The sequence below is a fragment of the Paenibacillus sp. P4_A9 genome (genome assembly GCF_056402415.1).
Window position 1 is genome coordinate 55705 of record NZ_JBFUHL010000027.1, and the last position, 18903, is coordinate 74607.

The 18903-nt window shown below is 41.3% G+C and carries 16 protein-coding genes; all 16 read right to left on the minus strand.

Annotation, left to right across the window (positions count from 1 at the left end):
• Positions 1 to 93: 93 nt before the first annotated feature.
• Positions 94 to 6510, minus strand: a complete 6417-nt coding sequence (locus tag AC1DVJ_RS17765) for a hypothetical protein (protein ID WP_477592568.1) — start codon at positions 6508 to 6510, stop codon at positions 94 to 96.
• A gap of 17 nt (positions 6511 to 6527) precedes the next feature.
• On the minus strand, positions 6528 to 7928 hold the full coding sequence (locus AC1DVJ_RS17770) for an S-layer homology domain-containing protein (protein ID WP_477592569.1): 1401 nt from the start codon (positions 7926 to 7928) through the stop codon (positions 6528 to 6530).
• Between the two features lie 200 nt (positions 7929 to 8128).
• Complete coding sequence (locus tag AC1DVJ_RS17775; RefSeq protein ID WP_477592570.1) at positions 8129 to 8686, minus strand: HD-GYP domain-containing protein; 558 nt, start codon at positions 8684 to 8686, stop codon at positions 8129 to 8131.
• 71 nt (positions 8687 to 8757) lie between these two features.
• A complete protein-coding gene (locus AC1DVJ_RS17780; RefSeq protein WP_477592571.1) occupies positions 8758 to 9336 on the minus strand; it encodes a hypothetical protein in 579 nt (192 codons plus the stop codon).
• A 13-nt stretch (positions 9337 to 9349) separates the two neighbouring features.
• Positions 9350 to 9820, minus strand: coding sequence for a hypothetical protein (locus AC1DVJ_RS17785; RefSeq protein ID WP_477592572.1), 471 nt, complete (start codon positions 9818 to 9820; stop codon positions 9350 to 9352).
• A gap of 183 nt (positions 9821 to 10003) precedes the next feature.
• Positions 10004 to 10180: a hypothetical protein gene (locus AC1DVJ_RS17790; RefSeq protein ID WP_477592573.1), complete on the minus strand. Its 177-nt coding sequence runs from the start codon at positions 10178 to 10180 to the stop codon at positions 10004 to 10006.
• 74 nt (positions 10181 to 10254) lie between these two features.
• Complete coding sequence (locus tag AC1DVJ_RS17795) at positions 10255 to 10431, minus strand: hypothetical protein (protein WP_477592574.1); 177 nt, start codon at positions 10429 to 10431, stop codon at positions 10255 to 10257.
• A 58-nt stretch (positions 10432 to 10489) separates the two neighbouring features.
• Entirely contained in the window at positions 10490 to 10666 is a 177-nt protein-coding gene (locus AC1DVJ_RS17800; protein WP_477592575.1) for a hypothetical protein, read from the minus strand.
• A 64-nt stretch (positions 10667 to 10730) separates the two neighbouring features.
• Complete coding sequence (locus AC1DVJ_RS17805; RefSeq protein ID WP_477592576.1) at positions 10731 to 10871, minus strand: hypothetical protein; 141 nt, start codon at positions 10869 to 10871, stop codon at positions 10731 to 10733.
• Positions 10872 to 10884: 13 nt separating this feature from the next.
• Positions 10885 to 11814, minus strand: a complete 930-nt coding sequence (locus tag AC1DVJ_RS17810) for a hypothetical protein (protein WP_477592577.1) — start codon at positions 11812 to 11814, stop codon at positions 10885 to 10887.
• A 16-nt stretch (positions 11815 to 11830) separates the two neighbouring features.
• Positions 11831 to 12820, minus strand: coding sequence for a type II secretion system F family protein (locus tag AC1DVJ_RS17815; protein WP_477592578.1), 990 nt, complete (start codon positions 12818 to 12820; stop codon positions 11831 to 11833).
• Between the two features lie 4 nt (positions 12821 to 12824).
• Positions 12825 to 14234, minus strand: coding sequence for an ATPase, T2SS/T4P/T4SS family (locus AC1DVJ_RS17820; RefSeq protein ID WP_477592579.1), 1410 nt, complete (start codon positions 14232 to 14234; stop codon positions 12825 to 12827).
• Positions 14235 to 14261: 27 nt separating this feature from the next.
• Positions 14262 to 15485 carry a CpaE/TadZ family protein gene (locus AC1DVJ_RS17825; protein ID WP_477592580.1) on the minus strand — a complete coding sequence of 408 codons (1224 nt, stop codon included), beginning with the start codon at positions 15483 to 15485 and terminating at the stop codon, positions 14262 to 14264.
• Entirely contained in the window at positions 15485 to 16396 is a 912-nt protein-coding gene (locus AC1DVJ_RS17830; protein ID WP_477592581.1) for a CpaB family protein, read from the minus strand. Before AC1DVJ_RS17830 ends, AC1DVJ_RS17825 begins: the two co-directional genes overlap by 1 nt.
• Positions 16397 to 16811: 415 nt before the next feature.
• Positions 16812 to 17450, minus strand: coding sequence for an IS607 family transposase (locus AC1DVJ_RS17835; protein WP_477592582.1), 639 nt, complete (start codon positions 17448 to 17450; stop codon positions 16812 to 16814).
• A gap of 61 nt (positions 17451 to 17511) precedes the next feature.
• The gene (locus tag AC1DVJ_RS17840) at positions 17512 to 18447 is read right to left on the minus strand and encodes a helix-turn-helix domain-containing protein (protein WP_477592583.1); all 936 of its coding nucleotides are present in this window, start codon (positions 18445 to 18447) and stop codon (positions 17512 to 17514) included.
• Between the last annotated feature and the right edge of the window lie 456 nt (positions 18448 to 18903).

Here is an 18903-nt window from a genome sequence, read left to right on the forward strand (position 1 = left end):
GTACTTCAGAACTTTATATTGTCACTTCAAAACTTAATTGTCACCCGAGAAATGGATGGATGAGATAGGTGAGATGTTTTTCTACAGGCTCCTCTAATTCCTAAGCTGATTTACGAGTACAGCGAATATATTGCTATCAATAATAAACGGGACATCATTTGTCTGAATCAACCCGTTATTCCATTGCACAGTAAAACGCATTGTATACGTCCCGTTAGAAAGTGAATGAACGAAATTTGTATTCAACATAGCTCCACTATAATTCACGAAATCTCCTGAACTTAGGTTTGCTACGTCCCCTGTTTGCACTAAAGTTGCGCTCACACTTGTTGGCTTTGTTGTGGAAGTTCCTGTATTTGTTACGACCGCGGATAATACAAGTTCTTCACCTGCCCAGAAGACATTTGCAGCACGAAGTTTTGAAGGGAACATCACATTCCACTTTTGACGATAACTCTCCCATTCAGGCGTATGCAGAACTTGTCCTGTTATGCTGAGCGGCAGCACGGTAAACGTGTACGTCTGTGTGTAGGTACCACCACGGCTGTCATCTAGTGATAATCGTAGCGAATACGTTCCCGCATTTAGTGGTCCATAAGTGAACGACCTTGTTGAACCGGACGCCACATTACTCCAAGACATGATATCGGTATATGCTCCGCCATTAAAACTGGATGCTACATTTACAAGTAATGGATCTCCATCTGCATCAGTGACGCTGACCGTAAATGTAGGTGTATCATTTTGGTAGATCGGAGTTACATAAGTAATATTCCCAGTTGGTGCTCTGTTGATAAATAGCCACGTCTGGGCGGAGTAATTAGACCATGTATAGCCATCAAATACTCTAACTCTTACACGAAGCTTCTGACCAGTAGGAAGATCACCGTTTACTGTCCATGTCCCTGTATTTGATGTTGTCCCTTGGTAATATTGGCCAGAATCCAAAATCATGGTGTTGTTAGCTTCATTTGTGATTTGGATTTGGAAATACTGAAATGTCGTTCCAGGGTCAATATCCGTTTGACTCCAACTCAAAGTAGGTCTTAACGTATTAAATAAGGTAGGAGCAGCCTGTGTCCCATTCGGAACCGTCATCGTTGCAACTGGTTCGCTATTGACCTGCATCCATTGCAAGTTAGACCAAGCCGACCAATTGTAGACATCTTTGACTCTTACAATTACTTGATATTTGGCTCCTAAAGTCAGGTTGATAGGAACATTCCAAGACTGCGATCCGTCTATTTGGTTTTGATTCACTACACCACTATCAATAACTAGTGTTCCCGCGCTATCAAAGATCTGCACTTGATAATTAAGTAACGCATACCCATCAGGATCTACTTGATTCCAAGTAATAGTCGGGTTAACACCTACCATGGTCGGACTAGCAAAAGATCCGCTTGGCACCGCTAATGTAGCAATAGGTGGTCTAGCAGCTATGGCAACCGCTGTGGTAAATGTTGTTGACGCAGGAACACTTAATGCTCCGTATTCATCCGTCACTTGCAGATAGACCGTGTACGAACCCGGTATAGATGGACGAGTTGGTTTTCCTAAAGTATAGTTCCCGTTAGGATCTATAAAATAGTAGTCCCTATCGATAATTCCATGATTACTGCAATAATCGATCCCTGTAACATCAGGCGCTGAACAAGCTAGTGGCGAAGGATTATAGCGATCAGGATCATAAGCATCGTCTGTAAAAGTAACCGTCCCATCACCTTGTATAGTGTTTGTAAAATTCGGTATAACTGGTCTACGATGCACCACTATAGAAGAATGGAATACGTTTGACAATTTACGATACAAGTCAAACAACATACTTGGATAAAGGAATGCGGGATTCGGATCATCCTTAGCAGATAAAGTAATGTCATAGACACCAACCTTATCAAACGATGTTTGTGAACCACTATACGTTTTATTGTCCAACGCCGATATTCCTTGATTATTTAAGAATTTTGGCGTGTGGGTATAAAACCATCTGTACGTTCCGCTAGCTGGATCATTTTCAGAATCCGTATAACTGATGTAATCGTACTTGACGGTAGCAGAAGCAGAGCCGCTTTCCCAAAGAGCAAACCCAGCATACCAAGCCGTTTGTGGTGGCGTAATGGCTTTCTTTGTTATGTTCGAGAAAGTAGCATACGATTTATCCGTGACAGGTCCAATCGTTCCACTTAACCAAGTACTATCTTGTACACTGAGATAGGGCACACCATTGAGCTTAAGATCAATCTTATTGCCGAGCATGGATACCGTAAATGCGTAATCCGTGTTATCAAGGAATGGATAGTTTGCACTTCCTAAGACCATTGGGACGCCATTGACGTACTTGGTCAAATACACAACAGATCCATTCGTTTCAGCTGCATACCGATTTTTAGGGTCTTGCATACGGAAAGATAGTCCAGCTTTTTTGGTATTCATATTGGCTTTAGTCATGTTAAGCGTAAATTGAAGTTCCACATCTGACACTGAAAAATTGGAGACAAACTGCCCTAACCTTGTCGGGTAACCTACCGCTGGATCTGTGCTTGGCGTGCCTATGGCCAACCATGGTACAAATTTGTGACCTTCATATCCTGCTTGTTGAGAAGAAAATAAAGCCATTAGTATCCCGTCACCAACGTACTCTGAGGCGTATATTGTATTAGTTGTTTCACCATATGGTCCACTCATCCCAAGCATGCCACCTAAGCCGTTAATCGTTCCAATGGTTGCCCCCGCTGAGTTTTGGACTGTGTTTCCAGATGTGCTATAACCTTCTATCGTGTGTACACCACTGCCATAGCTACCGTCCCAATTAATTGTAGGCTGGGTAGCATTAGTCCATCCGATGTTGTCGCTGGTGGTCGCACCTCCAGTGGACTTATCTAAAGATTCGTAAAAGACATTGTAACCAAATCCATTGATGCTATAGCTTCGTACTAGAACTTGATTTCTCGTCGGGTTTTCAATCATTAGCGGCAAAGCGTCAGCATGATCTCCAACAGCATAGCTAAAGGAACCGTAATATGTCGTCTGTCGACCACTAAGCGTAGTTTTCCATGCAAATGAAATATCTGCATTGAATTTTATTATGGCAGCTCCAACCGCTACGGTATATGTATTACCGCTACCATCACTATAAGAGCATTGTTGCTGTGAGATATAATAAAACTCTCCATCTGATCCTCTGAAGCTTTTTTGTATATTGTCCCTACAAGTTGATGCTGGTGATACTGTTGGGTCAACCCAAGTCGTGTTTGCTAATGGTACAGACTTTACTATTTGACCTTGTGGATTGATCTGACGGATGGTCAGGTTATTGTAATAACTATACCCTACAGTTAACACCAAATCATTACCAATACTTTGTGGTGGAAATATGCTCTGCGCAGTCATTTCCACGCCATCAGTAGTGGTAGTCCCATTTAGAGGGAAATCAAATGGGGCAAAACCGTTTTCTAAGGAGCTGCTCAGGAATTGGCCAGTAGTTGCATTATATGACCGAATATCATATCCGTAAGCTCCTAGAGGCCATGCGTCACCATTATCGTCGTAATAATAATATCCGTATGGATCCTCCCATCTTACTTTTGCGTAAACGATATTACCGGTTACGTAATACCCTAAAATCGTGGCATTTGGGTATTCTCTCATACTCCATGGGTATGCCTTCGTATAATCTCTGGTGTAAGCAGCTGTAAGAGTATAAAATGTTGCGTTTTTGTATTTTGGTTTTGGTCCGAGATTTCCATTCAAAAGACCTTTTGATGTGATAGTAAAATCATAAGGCGAACCATCCAAGTACTTATGCTCATAACTAGGCCAGTAACAGCCATTACAATAAGTTCCGCCATAATAACGTCCGATCTTACTCTTGTTCATACCGTAGAAAGAGAATCCTCCCGCAGTACTAGCACTCCCTGTCCCGAAATAAATATGAGTATCGGTTGTCTTGAACACAGGAGGGCCTTGGTTCCAAGTTACTGGCTCCCAAATCGTGCTGTCCGTTTGATTAGGAACTAATAATGGCTGTGTATTGAAGGTTCCAAAGCTAGCAAAAGATCGAAATGGAGATAGTCCATTTGGACCTAAGCCAAAATCTTGTGCAGGCGTAATAAACTGGCGATATTGCGTTTGATTGCTTTGTTCGTAGTTGAAATTGTAATAGTCAGGGGTCTGCGTATTTCTACCTAACCCTGCAACTAATTGATTGGAGGTTCCGGCTGTCCAGCCTACGCTTTTACCAATTGCTATGTTGGTATTGGTCTGGAACAAATTCCAGTTCGCTAAGATCTCACCCGCATTGTACTTTATTGCAGGAACTACCGTTGGTTGGGTGTTTTCCCCTTCAATATTAAAACTAACAACAGGACCGTCCTTGTTCACCACATCAAGTGTTATTTCAGAACTTGTTTGAGCGCTGTTGTCCCCACAACGACCATAATCCTCACAACTATTTACAAAGAATAAATACTTACCTATCTTTGTTGGGGTAATATCTACCCCTGATACATTGCCGCTAAATGCTTGCCATGAATCATTAGCGAATCCATCATTAGCAACGTCATACTTGTACTTATAGGATGCAGAGACAATAACATCACCATCGGTAGAATACGACTGATTTTGGATGTGTGCAGCTGCACCACGCACGCCAAACGACGGGACACCAAGCTTACCAATAGGCGGTATGTCCGGATGTACTGTGATGTGGCAATCAGATCCTGCAAGTGATACCAGTCCTGCTGAGTCCGTTACACTTACTAGCGTCACAGTTATCACGACATCGGACATAGTACCATTCACATWAGTTGTTTGAAGGTTTGACCAAACATCCTTTGAGTGATCGATTGTACGCCCTAAAGGACTATAACTCGAATTCCCATTAATTGCACCTGCTGAGACTGTTCGATTTTCTTTGACCTCGGTAGGTGCTGTACAAACGGGTACTGGATTTGGTGGAACGACTTCAATCATGGCTGATCGTGTCGTTGATAATCCCCATTGATCATGAAACGATGCCGAAACATAATGATAACCAACGGTATCCATTAAGATATTATGGTAACCATCTATGTATTGGCTGACTCCGCTTTTACCTGGCACCGTTTTTGTCCAAGTATCTGCAGAATTAAAGTCAAAACCATCGAAGTAAATGTTATCACCATCAGGATCTGTTGGAGTTGGTACGTCTGGATCGTCAATGTAGATCAAATCCAAAGTTGTTCCAGCGACTACTGTGCTTAATGGTTTTTTGTTGTCACTTGGCTTTACCCAGCCGAGCTTAAAATCAGGCGGTTCATTTGATGATGGCCCGTTTACAGTCAGTGTCTTTGTAGCAATGAATCCAGAGTCTCCACATGAAGCTTCGATCATAAGCGATACGTTATGCGATCCTACAGCAATAATCCAAGGATAATTGCTTTGAGAGTAGCTTGTATCTTGCGTCTGACTATACACCTTTGACGTATAGACAAAACTGCCGCCACGCTCAATTTTGTAGTAGTGATCAGTGTACGTACAACCATTTGGAATTGTAAACGGCAGCGGATGCAACGTGAAGCTATCCCGATAATTGATCGTATAAGATGGTTTGATTTGAAAATCACCAGTAATTGAAGCAGGTGTTGATGTTGGTGTTGGTGAAGGTGTCGGACTACCTCCAGTCTTTGGTGTGATTGTGAGCGTCCAATCGAACGGATAATAATATGTTGTTCCCGTTAGATTAGCTGAAAATTCGTAAAACCAGCTATAACCGGGCGGATTGGATCCGATTGGTGTTTCACCTGTGCCTGAATTGAATGGCCCGACTACAGCGTCAAAGGCAACAGTCATCGCTGAAGCGTCTGTATTCACATTGCTAACGCTCACAACTCTTCCTGAATTGTTAATTGAAGCTCCTGTCAAATTCACATAAGCAGATGAGAGTGAGATTGTTCCATCTGTATAACTAGCGTCTGCAGCATTTAGTTTCCACTGGTTTCCTTTTGATGCTGAGAAGGAGTAAGTACCATTTGGATAAGGGCATGGTGCACTCCCACAGCCCCCTATTGGATTGGGCTCAGTATAGTACGTTCCTGCATTGAGACCCCCTAAATCAAACGACCACCAATAGCTATGACCTCCACCTGCTAAGTTACGCCACCAGTCAAATGTTCCTGCATCTTGCGATACATCATTCGCCGATACTGTAATAGCCTTACCTGAAATATTAGAAAATGTACAATGTGTAGTATCACAAATCGCTGAAGCTGTTCCGTCATTTGATACTAGAGTTGCCGATTGAATCATTGATGTATCATATCCCATACTTGCAAAATTGACTACCGTATTAGGAGTCAATGAACTTTGTTGGCTGTAGTATCCACTCGAGCCTTTCGCTGTATGCATATTGGTTGGATAATCAACCGGTTGCGCAGCGGCAAAAACTCTTTCGCTTCCAGATAAGAACTGACTTACAATTAGTAAGAGAATAAGGGCGACAGTAACTATCGCCCACAAACGAAATTGCTTCATGATGATCATCCTTCAATTTAAGGATTTTGTATGTTGGGTTCGATAAAAAATCTTTGAACCTGCTCATTGTTTGTTAGTTTTGGACCATAACTATTATAATATCTAAGATTTGGAGTGTAACTGATGGCTAAAGCTTTACCATCAAGTCCTTGTGGAACCATATCACCTTTTGGATGCAACTGTGCTTGTATCCAGTAATACGATCCTCCATCTGCAGGGAAATCTTTGGAGTAATATGGAATATTGAACTGTTTCGTATTCCACTCCGCATATGCGCCCCCTTCAGTAATTTTCGTGTAGCGGATAGAAGATGTATTTTCCTGCAACCCAAGTTCTGTTTCCATGGCATTTTGATCTTTACCAAGCATATTTTGTGGGATAAGATATGTCATCCTTAATCGCCCCCCGTCCAAAACAAACAGATTCTTCGGATAGGCACCCTTGACAACATCCTTTACCTTTGAATACGTTACAAAGGAATTGGATGGGGATTGGATTTGTTGATACGTTGAAGTCGTTCCATCTGCATATCTTTGATAAAATGCAAACGGCAATCCCTCAATTTCTTTTCGATGCGGATCGTTCGGGTCATCCATGTCAACCGCAATATATTCCACAACTTCCTCATGCAGATTACCATCCGAAGAGTCCCATTTGAACTTGCTGAGATCAAAGTTAGCAATCTGATTCTCCGGAAAATATCTCGGCAACATTGTAAAGACATTTGATCCATGCCAGGAAATCTCCGCGTTACCTACTACGCGTCTTTGATTTTTTTGATCTTTAATCTCAATTTTCTCCCCACGCGTTGCCGTAAGAATATGTTCAATCACGGTCACGCTTTGTCCTCGTGTCGTTGCTCCTTCAGAAGCGAGGGTTCCATAGTCGTCGACACCTTGAATCAGACCAATTTTTGTCGCATCATATAAGAGCTTCGCATCTACAGCATCGCTTTTCCGAGAGTCTGGATTTGCAGCTCTAATAGCTACTCTTGCCATTTCAAAACGGCTAATCGGTGTGTTCCAATCTCCAGATACAAAATCGCTCCACCGATGAATACCCGCAGTAGCAGCAGCGTTAACAAAAGCGGTATACCAATTGTCTCCAACACTTGGTTGAGACAATGGTAATTTTAACGCATTAACAGCCATTTTAATGAATTCCGCTCGAGTCAAATTCTGATCTGGCTTAAAGGAGTAATCATCGTAACCGTCCACGTATCCATTTTGAACAGCTTTAAGTATGGCATCCTTTGCCCAGTGCTCACCAATGTCAGTAAGATCTACCTTCATTGGAGTGACTGCTGCAGATACATCCTTCACACCGACTGCTTGACAACCGGACACCGTTATCACGCAAGAAATCACACCTAAAATCCAAGTTTTTTTAATCACCATCACATACCACTCTTCCTTCATCGGATTTCAGTCCTTCCTTCATATATCTCCCCAAACAAAAACAACCCTACAGGGAGCGATTTACAAGACAGAAATAGAACTGTCATGTCATACGCTGCACCCATAGGGTTGCTAACTTGCGGAAAGGAATTACTGATCTTCCTTTATTTTACCACAAGCACCCACAATTTGGTAGGAGAATGAACATGACATTGATTTAGTTAAATGAGATTTGCCTCTGTCCTCGATAACACAATATATCTCAACGCTTCCACATAATTTTGTTGGAAAGCACCTAGTTTTCCAATTTCCATTTGTTCCAGAACATAGGCTTTAGGCAGCGATTCTTTGTACGACCTTCGCTCGGTCATCGCATCAAACACATCACAAACCGCAACAATTTTAGATAACGAGTCATTTGGCTTTATACGATATGGATATCCTTGGCCATCTTCTCGTTCATGATGACGTTCAACAGCATCCAATATCTCTTGATCACAACCATGCTGCTTAAGCATGCATATTCCAAACTCTACATGTTTCTGAACAAATACATATTCTTCTTCCGTTAAACGACCCTGCTTAGATAATATATTGTTCGGCACTTGAATTTTACCAACATCATGAAGCAACCCGGCTCTCAGGGCATTCAAACAAATGTTTAGTTCCATACCTGAATAATGAGCTACTTGAAAGCAAAGCTGAGAGACACGCAGAGAATGGTAATACGTTTCTGAATGGTGTCTCCTCAATTTCTCTAATATCATGTAATCCGACATCGTTACACCACCTGCCTGTACCTTATTCAAATTTAGATTTTGCCAGATACCAAGAAGAGAACATGACGCAGTTAACGGAATCGGACACTTGAGACACTACTTAAAACGATTGGTTCTTGTCTTCCAAGACCAATTAGATTTTGATGAATCTCTACAATAGCCACAATCGATGGACCATAAATCGTAACGTCAACATTTCTTGTAACCTGCATTGAAGTTCCACCATTTGCAACAATAGAACGATGAAAAACAAATGGATAACTCGTATTCGATACATATTCAATTAAATGAACAACTGGCCCCTGGCTTAAATAGCTCCCTGCAACAGGGGTGTTTGTAGAATCTAACCGCATATTAAGACGTAAGTATTTATAGAAGCTATTTGTTCCTGCCGTTGAGTTATAGACTAGAATCCCCTTAGCTGCCTGTACTGGGTCTATATCTAAAGATGCAGCGTGCGTCGCGTGATCTATAAGGGGCTTAGTTTTGTTTGTGACAACTGTTTGGAGCATCCAATTCACGATGGTCACCCACATCCATACAATTGCTACTATAGCAAGGAGGGTAAATAATAAGATATGAACGCCGCCACGTTGTTCTCGAAATAAACCTTGGTTTCGCTGGCGGAGTGCATTTATCCAATACGACATATTTCCCTCCTCATTAATTGTATGCTTCGCTTCTACCGTAAAGGGTTATTACATAATAACCCTCGTTTGTAGCGCTGCTTCCCGAACCTCGGATTGCAGCTAGCATTTTAGTCAAATTCGGAGCTGGGTATTTTAGGGTTAGAGAAATGGTTGGATCTGCGGCGTCTCTTAGAACTTTCGCCGTTGTACTACCCGTATACGAGGGGTAACTCGTTCCTCCTACACTAACTGCCCCTAACCCCAATGCTGTTAGCCACGAATTTGTATTCGTTATCACGGTGGGACTTACATAACCAACTGCCTCTGCCTCTTTTAAAGCATGGTTCGCAATCATATGCATATGATCAAGCCGCATGGCGAAAACAAAAAATGGCACGATCGCGAAACACAAGAATAAAAGAATGGGCATCACAAGTAAGGTCACAAGTAGACTTGCAATGCCCTTTTCATTAGTAAGTACTCGAATTAATCTGTTCTTTGACATGTATCGATCACTTCTGTCCTATTTTCTAATTGGTACTATAATCAAAACCTCGGACTGTACTGGTAATCTGAGTATGGCCGTCTTCGAGATCTTCTACCATGCCACCATCACCAAGAAAAATGAAAACCGCAATTCCAAATATAAATGCACATAATAATAGAGTGATAATAAGTTTAGACATAGTTAGGGAGCCGTAGCAGTCACTGCACCCGTCGTAGTATTTACGGTTACTCCGGTAAGCGACGTATTAACACTAGTAGATTTCGTAACGGCTGCAGGGGCAATTCTGTTTCCACCAACATACAATCCAGCTCCTGCGAGCAGTACACATACCAACAATGTCACAACAAGCTTTGTCATAGAACTCTCCTCCAGTTAGTTAATTAAATAGTAGATTCATTAAGTAGTCGATAGATAGATAGATAGATAGATAATCAAGGCGCTGTACCTGTAAAAGTTCCAGTTCCGGCGTCAACTGAAGACCCCGTGATAGCTGTATTTATATTTCCAGATTTCGTAACAGCTGCAGGGGCAATTCTGTTTCCACCAACATACAATCCAGCTCCGGCAAGCAGTACACATACCAACAGTGTTACAACAAGTTTTGTCATAGGGATCTCCTCTAGTTAGTTATTAAAATAGAAGATACATTCAGTACTACATCAACAATCAAGGTGCTGTTCCTGTAAATGCTCCAGTTGCGGCGTTAACTGAAGACCCCGTGACAGCAGTATTTATATTTCCAGATTTCGTAACTGCTGCAGGGGCAATCCTGTTTCCACCAACATACAATCCAGCTCCGGCAAGCAATACACATACAAGCAGAGTAACAACGAGTTTCGTCATAAAATTTTTCCTCCTATAAGTCGTTTTTGTATATCTAGACACCTATGCGGTGCCAATAGATAGATTAGTTAAATGCGTTCTGGATATTAGTGCGTTGCGTAGTGCCTGCTGTACCAGTAGCCGGTATGACTTGTTTGCCCACCGCATAAATTGATACACCCATAAGGAGCACACACACAAGCAATGTAACAACAAGTTTACTCATGAATAAGGACCTCCTAAGGGGTTGTAAAACTCGTCGAAATTTGCGTGCTAATCGAGGTAAGCCACGGATACAGAAATAAAGCAACATCTATCATAAAAGGGATCATGATATAAAAGCTAATAAATACAGGGGCATTCTCAATGCGACGATTAACATCAGATTCCAATGTAGCATCTATGTTTTCAGCCTCACTTTTCAAAACTTGGACGATCTCTTTAGCTTCCGTTTCGCTTAGCGATATTAGTGCATTCACGAGAGGATATACCTCCGAGATACCAACGGAATCTTTGAATCGTTCAATGGCTCCCCTTTGATTGTTACCCCATGCCGCAGCCATTTCTTGGATATGTGGTTTAAGCAGTTTAAGAGGCCGACTTGCCATTAGAAATGTCTCTCTAATATCTGATTTTTCATTAACACATAATTGCAGACGTTGAGATAACTTGGCAATCTCCATCAGGTACTCCGTCTTTTTCCCATTTGCTGTGACCATTACCATTATGAAAGGAAGCCAATATCCCAATAAGCCAGCAGCCAGCATAAGAAGAAGTATGAAGAAATACGATCCGAGATTAAGATTCAATAGTACATTGATACTTCTCACTTGTGACATGAAGGCAAACAATATGAATATGGCAGCCATAATCGTTCGAATAAATTGAAACCACGTATACGTGAGAGTGTGGGGAAGACCTGCAAGTCTTGCCCTCTCATAGTAATTGCGGGTCTTTATGGGCATATTCTCATCGTCAGATAACCTTTGATAAAACGACTGCGCATCATCTGGTTTTCTTAAGTCTTCTAGCAACCTTGCTAGACGGTTATTACGGGTAAAACGAATATTAGATAAAAGTGGCATCCAGAAGAACAAGGCCCCTGCCGCAAAACAGAGAATCAAGATTCCCTTAAATCCATAATTCCAGAAATAATACCAAAAGTCCAAAAGCCCCTCCCCCTTGTTAGAATCGCTTACGTCCTGATTTAAGTACCATGAGCATGGATCCCATCAGAACGCCTAAAGTAAGAATCATCAGAAATTTACCGAATGGTTCCAAGAAATAGTGTTTAAAATTTGGTGGATCGGCCATCACGTTAAAGAGGACGATACCAAACGCAGCAAGCATCATAAACACTGTACCGATACGATATACCGTAATCATAGCTAGACGATTCTCCTCATTTTTCTTTGATGTCAGCATATCCTTTACTAACTTTTGAAGAGCCCCCGTTACATTAACCCCTCGTGAAATCCCAATTAGGAGGATGTCTACCAGATCATCAGCCCATGGATTGTCTAAGCGTTCCGCAAATTCATATAGGGCATCCTTTATCGGTTTAATGCGAAGGGAAAGCTCAAGCCTTTTCCATTCGGAACGAACATCAGCGTGCATGGTAGGAGCTGCCTTGGAGGCAAGCTCCGCCATTGTTATGCGTGGCCGATAATGACCAATCAAATTTTGCACTAGTGCAATCATACGAAGTGCAATGCGATGCCTCTTACGTTGTAATCGAAAACGAATATAAAAATAAGGGAATGAAGCGAATAACATTCCTGTGCATACACTCAATATCAATGGATTCGTTGAAGCTATTCGATCGGTACCAGTAGCGTATGCCTGCTGCAAAAGATAAATCGCCCCGGTTGATCCAAACCCTCCAACCAATGAACCCACAAGCATAATCGAAAGTACAACTTCAACACTCGTCTTGATATCTGCCATTTCAATTTCACGAGCAAAACGATCGACGACTGGTATCTTCCGAAAAGATATTTTTATTTCCTTATCCGTCTCGCCAAGGCTTCTGAATCTTCTTCTTTTTTGAAAAGCAACCGCTAGTTTTTGAAGAACAGGAATAGCTATCATTACCGTTCCAATAATCCACAATGAAATGAATAGTCCCTTTGCGAACCCAGATACCAACATTGGAGTAAAAAGTTTATCCATCATGTCATTACTCCCAGAATCCAAGCTCTTTAAACTCGCTTGGATTGGCTCCATTAGCAATCATATGGTCCATAAGTGGACGACTAATTTTGTGTCCTGTTAGTTCCCAATCTCGCTTTAAGAAATCCCATTCGATCAAAGCCTTGACCTGAACTTTCTCTTCATCATCAACCGAAAGTTCAGTGATCTCCGTTGCAATTCTATAATTCTCACCATCTATCTTTACAATACGCAGGAATATAACGATATTGAAAGCTCGAGCAATACGCTTTTTAGCATCCTCAGTATCATGAACACGACCATCTTGTTTCATCATATCAATGACGTCACTGACAAATGATTCACGATATTTAGTATGCATAGTCGCCATAACGTCATGACCACGAAGTGCCCCCTGTATAGCCTGGTTAATTTCCKAGCCCCGCCCCTCGCCGAGCACAACCCAATGTGGAGACATAACAAGTAATGGTTTAAAAGCTTCCTCCATGGTGAGGCCAATATCATCGACTTTACGTACGCCTAAGATACTACGAATACCCTTTAACCTTCTTCTTAAGGCAATTTCAAAATCGGACTCCAAAGTCCGAATACGCTCCTGCTCGGGAATTTCCTGACAAAGACCAAACAAAAAAGTAGTCTTCCCTGTATTGGTGGAACCTCCAATCAAGATACAAGCATGATACCGAACAAGAAGTTTCAGCAATCTTACCATCTTGGAGTTGATCGTTCGGTATTCACCATTTGAGAGCATTTCAAGCGTGACATCTCTAACGATAAAATTTCGAATGAATATGGCCGGCACATCCGAGTATGGTGCTCTTGCCATAACAAGCCGTGATCCGTTCCATAAATACGACTGTACCCACGGTGCATTTTCATTAATCGGCCTTTTTCCACACAGAGCAAGGCGATCTTGCAAGATAAGGACCTCTTCTATTGAATTAAATTTTCTCTTCGTGTAGGGTATCGTTTCCCCCTTCATAATGAGGAAAATATCCTTTTCAATTACTTGAATTTCTTCTACATCTGGTAGATCCTTTAAATCTTCAATGAGACTAGCTCCACATGTTTGAGCAAAAATACTTTCTGTTGCATTCATTCCCTCAATTAAAGTATCAGGATCAATTTCAATCCGATACTCCATAATAAGCGTATCGACAACTGCTTTCATCCGATCTTTTGCACTTGGCTCACCTATACCTGCCGCAAGGATGTCTACATATAAATCTTGATCCTTCTGCTGTCGATCCATTAAATGCTTATGGACAATATCTGTAGCTTGAGATAAGGGAATGTATCGTCCCTCTCCACCATGAATGAGATGAAGAGATGTATTCGCTTGTTCTTTTGCCTTCGCTTGTCGAATATCTTGCAGATATTTAGATGAATCGAAGGCAATACGTGGTTTCATTTTCATCACAGCCACCTTCACAATAACCACCCCCTATCTCTGGAATATTTTACGGAAGAAACCAGGCTGCCTTTGCTCAGAAGCCGCAGCAACGAAATCCGTTTTATTATTATTTGCAATCGTTGAGGCCAGCTCATTACTTGCATGGATAAAAGAATCGATCTGGGAGCCCGTTTGTAAATATAACGGGATACCATCGTGAATTGATTTAACACCCAATCCACCACCTACGTTCGGGATCTTCCCCGCTACATCCATATCGAGATAATTAATCATATCTTCGAGGCTATCGTTCTCTTGTATCCGGTTAATAACAAGCTTAAAGTCTTTTGAGCTTAGACCACAGAGTCGCCAGTAGCATTCCAGCCATTCTTTCCAGCTGATCCGGTACGATGTATAAATCGGTTGTGAAACCAACCATCTCTCATCCGCATATCTAACACCGCATATTGTGGCTGCGTTATCCGCAAATGAACTGACATCCATAATCGTAATATGGAAAGTCTGTCTAGCGACGCTCATTAGGTGATAAATCATCTCTGGCGTCACATCGGAGGCCGTTTCCCTTCGGTGGCTGCCTGGCAAAACATAAAGATTTGAAAACTTCTTATGCACGACAGATGCAGCTTGTAAAGTCGATGGGTCAAGTGTTCCCGTCTGCATCTTAGCGCGTATTTGAAAATTGCTTTTTATCCGATCCGAAATATTCAAATGAGAACGTAATGATGGGTTTTTAAGATTTCCGTCGATCAGTCCTACACGTAAATTTGTATTTGAAGCGATAGCAAGGGCCGTGTTTAATGCGATTGTCGATGCTCCGTCTGACGCTGATGCTGGCAATACAGTAATAAATTTGCCGCCTTCAGCGTATTGAGCTTGACTGCGTTCAAACCCGAGAATGTTTTTGGCAAATTCATAAGCTGTCTTTTCAGATGAAATTTGTGCTGACAGAATAGTAAAATCATAATCCAAGGCCAACTTCTCGATAATTGATATCATTGTTGAATCGTACGCATCCGTGTCTAATGCGATGTAAACCAGCGCTCTTGTTGCTACACGTTTAATTTCATCGACCCATACCCAAGGATACAGATCGGTGAATAAACCAGCATCGGCACAAACGACATCATAATCACTTGCAAGTTGGAATAGAAATTCATCTTTTTGATCAACAATATGAAATTCCATACTGTCTTTTCTATATTCCAGAAGGCTTTCCATTGCCCCTTGCTGCTTGATACCAATTAGAACTCTCATTACCGAACCTCCGTTGCTTTAGGTGTGACTGAAGAAGTAGGTGGCGAGGATGCTGACGGAGATTGCTGGGGACTAGAAACTGCACCTTTTACTTCTGTATTTTTAAGGTCGTTCTTTACCGTAACTTCTCCTTTGTTTTGTTTATTGAAGGCATCCACCTTTTGCAGCTCCAAGAAAGAATCCGTAACTTTAGCCGGTGGTAGGTCACGTTGATTTAGGTTTGGTAACGCGAGTTTTATTTTGCCACCAATTGAACCCAGAGCATATGCGCTATAAGTATCATCGTTCATGATGTACGTATTCGTTTCTGGTCTTCCTGTTGATTTCATACGATTATTCGCTAGTTGGTCGGAGTCACTTTGGACCAAGCTTTCCAACACATTACCATCTCCAACTTCCACACCTTCTACCGTCTTGATCGATGTGACTCTAAGCCCTTCGATGATCTTTACAGCACCTATCGTTTCCAACCCGTTTGGAGTCTTTATCAACTTTGGATTTTCAAACTCAACCCAAACATCTACAGAATCGCCGCGACGGACCATATTATTAACATTCGCCGTGACATCCGTCTTAAAACTGTAGTAACGCTCGCCCTCTTTCGGAACATATCCTGGCTTTCCGACTTTCCATGAAGCGATTTCCTCGTCCCCCCCAACAGGCACAAGAACTTCTTTACCTAAGAGATCCTTTGCATCAACGACTGCTTCTTTAACGTGTGCTGCTTCTGGGATGGATACTTGCCGGAGCATCGACGGTTCGATAATCTCCCCTGTTTTGAGCAACCGCGTTGGCTTAACCGTAAGTGTTGATGTGAATTTGACCTCTGTTAATTTCGAAAAATAAAGATTACCAATAACAGATATAGCCATAAGAGCTACGCCTGAAGCCCCAATAATTACTTTCCGCAATACGATTCACTCCTCAGATTAGCCCCCTCATCTAGGGCATTCTACTCTATATGAAAAAATATCAGACCTATATATCGACATAATAATATGTAAATGTTTTCTAACTTCCTCACCATACGTGTTCATTATACACACATAGGAGCGAAATAGCGACAAATTTTTCTATTTATATGGTCTAAAAGACACCGTTTTCTCAAGTATGTCGATTATTGTAAATAGATATATTCATGTCGAATAATGTCGAACAAAGGAAGAAGCACGCAAAAAAGCTCTATGATGACACACTTTCCCTAAGGAAGGTGCGACTCATAGAGCCACGTTATCTTGAACAATTAGCGCAGCAACTCTCTTGCTGAACTAGTAACAATCTACGATTAGTATAGCCTTGCACCTATTGAAATGCAATATATTTGCACTAAGGCATCTTGTTAATTTGTTCAATGACTTTTTGCTTATTTATTCGATGATAATACGTTAAGAGCTGTAACAATTCATCCGTCTCTTCTTCAATCGGAGAAATCAAGTACTCATCCACTGGACGATAATCACTTACACTTATGACTATAGTCCCATGTAACTCGCACAATATGGTAAAAGCTTCGTATCCATGTCTCATTAATCTGTCTCGTTTTGGCACAATTAATAAACTCACATCACCAGCTACAATCATTTGGTACATCTTGATGTATTCTTTCCGTTCATTTAAAAGTCCACCAGTATCATAAAACCAATGATCAACTGAAATATTATTTTCAACCGCATATTCGAGAATAACACTATGTTGGTAATCGTACAGTTGCCTTTCATACTGTAGCCTATCGTACAATTGCCTTCTCTCGCCATTGAAAACACGGCAGTATCCGACGACAGCCCCCTTTCTTGCCGAACGATGATCTCTGAATTTCACTTTTATGTACTGATCATGGGTATAAAACCGACGATTCCCTTCGGTTCTGTGAGCAACTAAGGTTCCGTCTCGGTCCCATCTTTGCAGAGTACTTACAGTCCTGCCAATTAATTTTGCGAATTCTCCTACTTTGTACTCATTTTCCATTCTCTAATAGTACCATAAGTCCATTAGTTTATAAATAAAACACCAAGATAAGGCAATACGTTTACAATTTATTAATATTCAAATGATTCCTAACGATTTTAGATATCAATTCATGTACATGGCCATCGGTTTCTTTATGTAATTTTTGAAATTCTGAATAATGTAATGAGATCGTAAGTCTATGCACAAAATCGCCTATGACAATCCCATCATCATTTGAGAAGATCTGCCCTTCAACCACATAATCCTTCAATATCGTCTCAAACTCACGATTACGTAAAACCATGCCACTCCTAACGACAACTAGGTATAAATCTTGCTCCGCAAAAACCCGAATATTCTTTGTACCAAAGTGATGGACCATGATCCCCAGCATCTGTAGAGTCCTATCGTCCAATGATGCGAAAGGAATTCTAAATCGGACTGCCCCTTTACTTGCAGCATAGGGCAAATTGAGACAGGGCTCACTATTTCCCTCTGGAACTGGATTGTCCAATACGACCATTTTGCCATTACTAAGAATTGTGAACGGATCCGTGTCAACAATCCAGCAGTAATCCCCAGCCTTATCAAAGCGATCGAACAGGCGGTATCCATTAAAAAATGGATTCAACTCACGTCCCTTTATCTCTTTTGGTGTATTTCTATTCCTCTTCTTTTGACCAGAAAATTCTCCACTTATCACAACGCGGTGAGAATCGATCCACGCTTTGGGAATAGCAGTTGCATTACTTAGATAGGGATGTGCTGGGAAACCACCCTCTATGTTGTTCTCAATCCAGCGATTGAGAAATGTCATCGGAACTTCTAATATGAGGGCTGCCTCTCTAGTGGTTACATGTTCATTGAAAAATCTCCTAACTTTCTCAATCTCGTCAGGGGAAAATTGCAAGCTATCCTGTGAACTCGTTGGGTGTAAAATCCCCTTCTTGATCCAGTTAAAAACTGTCCGTCTGGACAAATTAAGCTCGGTGATCACGTCATGAATTGTAAGCAAAGACCTTTACCCCCAAATAAATTACTAGCGCTAAATAAAGTGTATTTTATCCCATTTCTCTGATTATACATTAAAATCAACACAAAGAAGCTATGGGCCTCAGAATCTAGAGAGGACAAACAATCAATGACCGGTGGACTTCGCCGCGGTCATTTTTTCTGCTGCTACTCAGATCCTTTTGATGATTCCGAAATTTATGTTTACTAATGTAAACTCGAATAACGAACTTTATTTTCCTTGATCAGGTAGTAATTTTGGAAAATAAAGTTCGTTAGTCAATGTACAGTATTTATACAGTTTTCAAAATTGTTAGCACTCAAATTAAGTTTGTCACTTTGTCCGGATTATCTTCTTGTGGAGTATTACACCAATGAGAATGATATGATGATGTGATTCAGGAAAATAAAGATCGTTAGTCAAAGTCCAGTAATTACGCGGTTTTTATGATTATTATAA